This window comes from Dolichospermum sp. LEGE 00246 (assembly GCF_015207865.1).
Lineage (GTDB): Bacteria > Cyanobacteriota > Cyanobacteriia > Cyanobacteriales > Nostocaceae > Dolichospermum > Dolichospermum heterosporum.
On sequence record NZ_JADEWA010000399.1, the window covers coordinates 1 to 5100 of the forward strand.

Sequence of the window (5100 nt, forward strand, 5' to 3'; positions counted from 1 at the left end):
GAGTTAATAAAATTCCTTGAAATTTAATTTTTAGTTTTGTGGGTAAATGATCAGAAATTTTTAAAATATCTCTCAATTTTACAATTTGATCTATTCCGCGCTTCAATTCATCACTACTTGTACCTTTCATTTCAATGATAGTGCAAATGCAAGATTTAGAATCAATATAAAGAGACATATAATCTGGTCTTCTTACTGTTTGCTCTCTTATTAGAGGATCATTTTTCTGATGATCTCTATCTATTTTAAATAAAATACATATAGCATCATTTTGAGAATCTAAAGTTATCCGAAAATGTACTCCACTTTCTGGTGGAGCATTTCTTCCTGGCATTGTACGCATTGTACTAAACACCAGCATATTTTCTAGAAAATTAAAATTTTGCCAATTGAGTTTATCTTTTTTGTCTTTGAGAATTTTAGCAAGATTATTCTTCTGTTTCATCTGCTTTTTCTTGTCCTGCTTCATAAATTTGAAAAAACTTTTGTTGAATATCTACAGAAACATCACTTAAAGTATCCCATCTAATACCATAATCTGGATCATGCAATGAAACTAATTTGTTATCTTTCATTTCATACGCGCTAACTTGATCAATAGGTAAAAATGCTCTTTCATCTTGAAGATATAAATATGAACATTGACGTTTTAATATTTCAGGATTTTCATGATTACCATTAACTAAATTATCTAGATGTGCCATAATATATGGACTATGGGTTGTGAGTAAGATTCTCACACCAAGATTAACAAGAATAGATAATGCTTCAAGTAACTTTGCTTGTGATTCTGGGTGTAAGTTCATCTCTGGTTCATCTATTACCAAGAAATCACCTTTACTTGCACGATATCTTAGATATAAAAGTAATGGTGCAAGTTGTTTTATAGAAGAGGAAGCGTTATATAGGTCAATTTCTAAACCTGTTTTCACTAAAACTTTTATCTCTGTCCCACCCAAGTGAGTAAACTTCAAGATAGTTTTGTTTTTATTTTGTAGTTGGTTTTCAATTTCATCTGCTAACTTTTGAAATTCATTCTTATCACTTGAATATCCTTTTTCTATTTCTTCTTGAAGGTTTATATCAGATAAAAAATCTAAAAAATCTTCTACTGGTTGTGGATAACGGATATCTATTGACTCTTTAACTAAGTCAAATGTCTCTTCAGAGGTACTGTTGATAAATGACTCTCTTTGTTTTTGTTTAAGAATTCTATATCTTTTGGTTTCCAGTATCTTATAGGTATTTATAAACGCATTTCGTTCAGCAGGAAATGGAAAAGTATTATAAAAAAGCAGTTGCTTAACACTAAAGATAAACACTAGATCAGGTCTATCATTAAATTGGCGAAAACCCCCCGTAAAATTCGGTCTTTGATTTGTAGTTATTTCCTCATCATCAGGTTGAATCGTAAAAATCAATACATCCTCTTTACGACTGATTTTCAGGGAGGTTCCATCTGTCAAAGGAAATGGATCTTGCTGAATTAATTGATTGATAGCATCTTCCACTTCTTGTCGAGAAATTATCATTTCAAATGATGTTTTAGAAAAAAGCTTACGACTAGAATCCTGAAAAAATGATTCTAAAGTTTTTCTTCTAAAATTTTTTGCTGTCGTTTCAATATCTCTGATAAAAAAATCAAGCAAGTCATTATCTATTTTAAGCGACCAAGTATCATCTTCCTGATGCTTAATCTCTAATTTTTCATTACCTTGGATACGTAGAGTTCGTCCGGCACGCTGCCACAAACCATAAATTGAATAGGCAATATAGGTTTTATTTGAGTTATTAGGTCCAATAATTACTGTTAGAGAACGCAAATCTAACTCTGTTTCTTGAATACCGCCTAAATTTGAGAATTTGATTTTCATTTTTCGCCTATATTCCAAATAGAAAATACCATTTTAGTATTAACAGCCTTCATGCAGCATCTCCCGTGTAAAATGAGGTGCATTTAATGGAATCGGATTTTGCTGCATTCGTGAAATTAGAGATTTGAGAAAATGTTGTTGCTTTCTACATCGGAAATGGGAGGTGAAACAATAGAACTTGATTGAATGAGTAATTCCACCTCAGAACCTTCAGGTAAATTACAGGCTGTTTCCAAAATGAATGTGCCGTTACGATAGACGGCTTTTAGAGTAGGGGACATAATAAAAAACTCCATAATTTAATTATTGTAGAGCAAGTTCAGCCAACAATCAGAGTCACCCATCAATTAACAAGTTAATATTGCATTCAAATACAACCTTTTCCCTCCTACCGCTCACATTGTCCCTAGCAGTAATAGAATAATAACGATATCCTTGTAAAGCCTACCAAGAGCGAAAGGTAGAGGTTAAGTAACAGATTTGACAGAATTGGATCACCAAAACTCTGTATCCAGAAGACATTAGTAGCATTTTAGAAGTTCGTAAAATTTTTATGGTTTCCCAAATTCGTTTTTTGATGTGCGCTCCTGACCATTATGATGTGGATTATGTGATTAATCCTTGGATGGAAGGGAATATTCATAAGTCATCACGCGATCGCGCCGTAGAACAATGGAATAAATTATACCATGTAATTAAAGATCATGCCATTGTTGATTTAGTGCCTCCCCAAAAAGGCTGGCCTGATATGGTATTCAGTGCTAACGCGGGTTTAGTCCTTGGTGAGAACGTTGTTCTCAGCCGCTTCCTACATAAAGAACGCCAAGGTGAAGAACCGTATTTTCAACAGTGGTTTGAAAATAATGGATATAATGTATACACTCTTCCTAAAGACCTCCCCTTTGAAGGTGCTGGTGACGCACTCCTAGACCGGGAAGGGCGGTGGTTATGGGCTGGATATGGTTTTCGGTCAGAATTAGATTCTCACCCCTACCTGGCTAAATGGCTGGACATTGAGGTGATTTCTCTGCGGTTGATGGATGAGCGTTTTTATCACCTGGATACCTGCTTTTGTCCTTTGGCAAATGGTTATTTGCTGTATTATCCTGGCGCGTTTGATTCCTACTCTAACCGCGTGATTGAAATGCGCGTCGCACCGGAAAAGCGGATAGCAATTGAAGAAGCTGATGCTGTTAACTTTGCTTGTAATGCGGTGAATGTTGATAGCATCGTGATTATGAACAAAGCTAGTGATGGTTTAAAATCACGTTTGGCTGAAGTTGGTTTTCAAGTTATTGAAACCCCGTTAACGGAATTTCTCAAAGCTGGTGGGGCGGCTAAATGCTTGACTTTGCGGGTGACAGAACCTATTGGCGAGGAAATTCACGCTAATGTATCTGTAGAAAGTCGTGTCATTCGCATGGAAGGACACTTGCTAGATGCAGGTTTGATTAACCGCGCTTTAGATTTAATTGTGGAAATGGGGGGAAGTTTCCAAGTTCTCAAATTCAACTTGGGAGAACAACGTCAAAGTACATCTGCGGCTGAGGTGAGGGTATCTGCACCATCTCACGAAGTGATGGAAGAAATTATCTCGCAGTTGATTGATTTGGGTGCGGTTGATTTACCCCAAGATGAGCGCGATTCTAGATTAGAACCTGTGATCCAAGCGGGTGTAGCTCCTGATGATTTCTATGTCAGCACGATTTATCCTACTGAAATTCGGGTAAATGGAGAATGGCTGAAGGTGCAAAATCAACGCATGGATGGGGCGATCGCTATTTCCACAACTGCTAATGGTATAGTAGCAAAATGCAAACTCCTCCGTGATTTAGAAATCGGCGACAAAGTAGTTGTGGATGTATTGGGTATTCGCACCGTCCGCAAAGCCGAATCACGCGAACAACGCAATTCTCAAGAATTCAGCTTCATGTCTTCCGGTGTTTCCAGCGAAAAACGGGTGGAATTAGTTGTGGAACAAGTGGCTTGGGAATTACGTAAAATTAAGGATAGCGGCGGTAAAGTAGTTGTCACAGCAGGTCCTGTGGTGATTCATACAGGTGGGGGTGAACATCTCTGTCGCTTAGTTCGAGAAGGCTATGTACAGGGTCTTTTGGGCGGAAATGCGATCGCTGTTCATGACATGGAACAAAACCTGCTGGGAACTTCCCTGGGTGTGGATATGAAGCGGGGTGTGGCTGTGCGGGGTGGACACAGACATCATTTAAAAGTAATTAATACTATCCGCCGTTTTGGTAGCATTGCTAAAGCTGTGGAAGCAGGAGTGGTGAAAAGTGGGGTGATGTATGAATGTGTGAAAAATAACATTCCCTTTTCCCTCGCTGGTTCAATTCGGGATGATGGTCCTTTACCCGATACCCAAATGAACTTGATTCTAGCACAACAGGAATATTCCCAAATCATCCAAGGTGCAGACATGATTCTCATGCTGTCTTCTATGCTGCATTCTATTGGGGTGGGAAATATGACTCCCGCAGGTGTGAAAATGGTTTGTGTGGATATTAATCCGGCTGTGGTGACAAAATTGAGCGATCGCGGTTCAATAGAATCTGTCGGTGTGGTGACAGATGTGGGTTTGTTCCTCAGTCTATTAACTCAGCAATTGGATAAGTTGACCAGTCCTTATGTTGCTAATGTAGGTTAACAAACACAGCCTTTAAGATTCTCTATCTTGTGGTGCGGGCATCTTGCCCGCTTTTCCGCTTTCTTGTTTTGTATAAAAAATAATTAAATGAACCACAGAGGCACAGAGAACACAGAGGAATATAATATAAGCAGTTATAATATAAACAACGCTAACAAAGGAGATAATTCATTAGACATCTCCGGTAAAGATTGTAGAGACGTTCCATGGAACGTCTCTACAGAGGTTTCATGTCACGCATATTTAATTTTCGGAGATGTCTATTATGTTACAAACTGTGAAAGGAATCTACAAAAATAGCAAAGTCGAGTTAGCTGAAATTCCTAAAAATATCTTAGAAAGTCAAGTTTTGATCACCTCTATAGAAATTACAAAACCGGAAAATATTGGTGTGAAAAGTTCAACAGCAGAATTATTTAGCTCCCTACTTGGTAAAATTCAATATTTTGAAGATATCACCACACCCACAACTGAAGAATTGGGCGAAATATGACCGTTATTTTAGATACTTGTGCTTTAATTTGGTGGAGTCTTGATCCAAATAAATATTTGTATATTAAC

General features: G+C 37.4%; 4 protein-coding genes and 1 pseudogene. 2 read left to right on the forward strand and 3 right to left on the reverse strand.

The genetic code is table 11. The features are described 5' to 3' along the window. The 3 genes and pseudogenes from IQ228_RS20695 to IQ228_RS20705 form a co-directional block, all read right to left on the reverse strand. A pseudogene (locus IQ228_RS20695) lies at positions 1 to 445 on the reverse strand (hypothetical protein); the annotation flags it as partial. After that, on the reverse strand, positions 429 to 1874 hold the full coding sequence (locus IQ228_RS20700) for an AAA family ATPase (protein ID WP_096666389.1): 1446 nt from the start codon (positions 1872 to 1874) through the stop codon (positions 429 to 431). The pseudogene IQ228_RS20695 and the gene IQ228_RS20700, both read right to left, overlap by 17 nt. A 116-nt stretch (positions 1875 to 1990) precedes the next feature. Then, entirely contained in the window at positions 1991 to 2155 is a 165-nt protein-coding gene (locus tag IQ228_RS20705; protein ID WP_228043985.1) for an antitoxin family protein, read from the reverse strand. A gap of 272 nt (positions 2156 to 2427) precedes the next feature. Here IQ228_RS20705 and IQ228_RS20710 point away from each other — a divergent pair, with 272 nt between their 5' ends. Beyond that, positions 2428 to 4539: a TIGR00300 family protein gene (locus IQ228_RS20710; RefSeq protein ID WP_193964237.1), complete on the forward strand. Its 2112-nt coding sequence runs from the start codon at positions 2428 to 2430 to the stop codon at positions 4537 to 4539. A gap of 265 nt (positions 4540 to 4804) precedes the next feature. Continuing rightward, positions 4805 to 5032 (forward strand): hypothetical protein, encoded by a 228-nt coding sequence (locus IQ228_RS26810; RefSeq protein ID WP_228043986.1) that lies wholly within the window; start codon positions 4805 to 4807, stop codon positions 5030 to 5032. Positions 5033 to 5100: the final 68 nt, after the last annotated feature.

Bases quoted from the DNA above. Each gene is read 5' to 3' on its own strand.
- IQ228_RS20700 (WP_096666389.1), bottom strand. From the start codon at position 1,874: ATGAAAATCAAATTCTCAAATTTAGGCGGTATTCAAGAAACAGAGTTA.
- IQ228_RS20705 (WP_228043985.1), bottom strand. From the start codon at position 2,155: ATGTCCCCTACTCTAAAAGCCGTCTATCGTAACGGCACATTCATTTTG.
- IQ228_RS20710 (WP_193964237.1), top strand. From the start codon at position 2,428: ATGGTTTCCCAAATTCGTTTTTTGATGTGCGCTCCTGACCATTATGAT.
- IQ228_RS26810 (WP_228043986.1), top strand. From the start codon at position 4,805: ATGTTACAAACTGTGAAAGGAATCTACAAAAATAGCAAAGTCGAGTTA.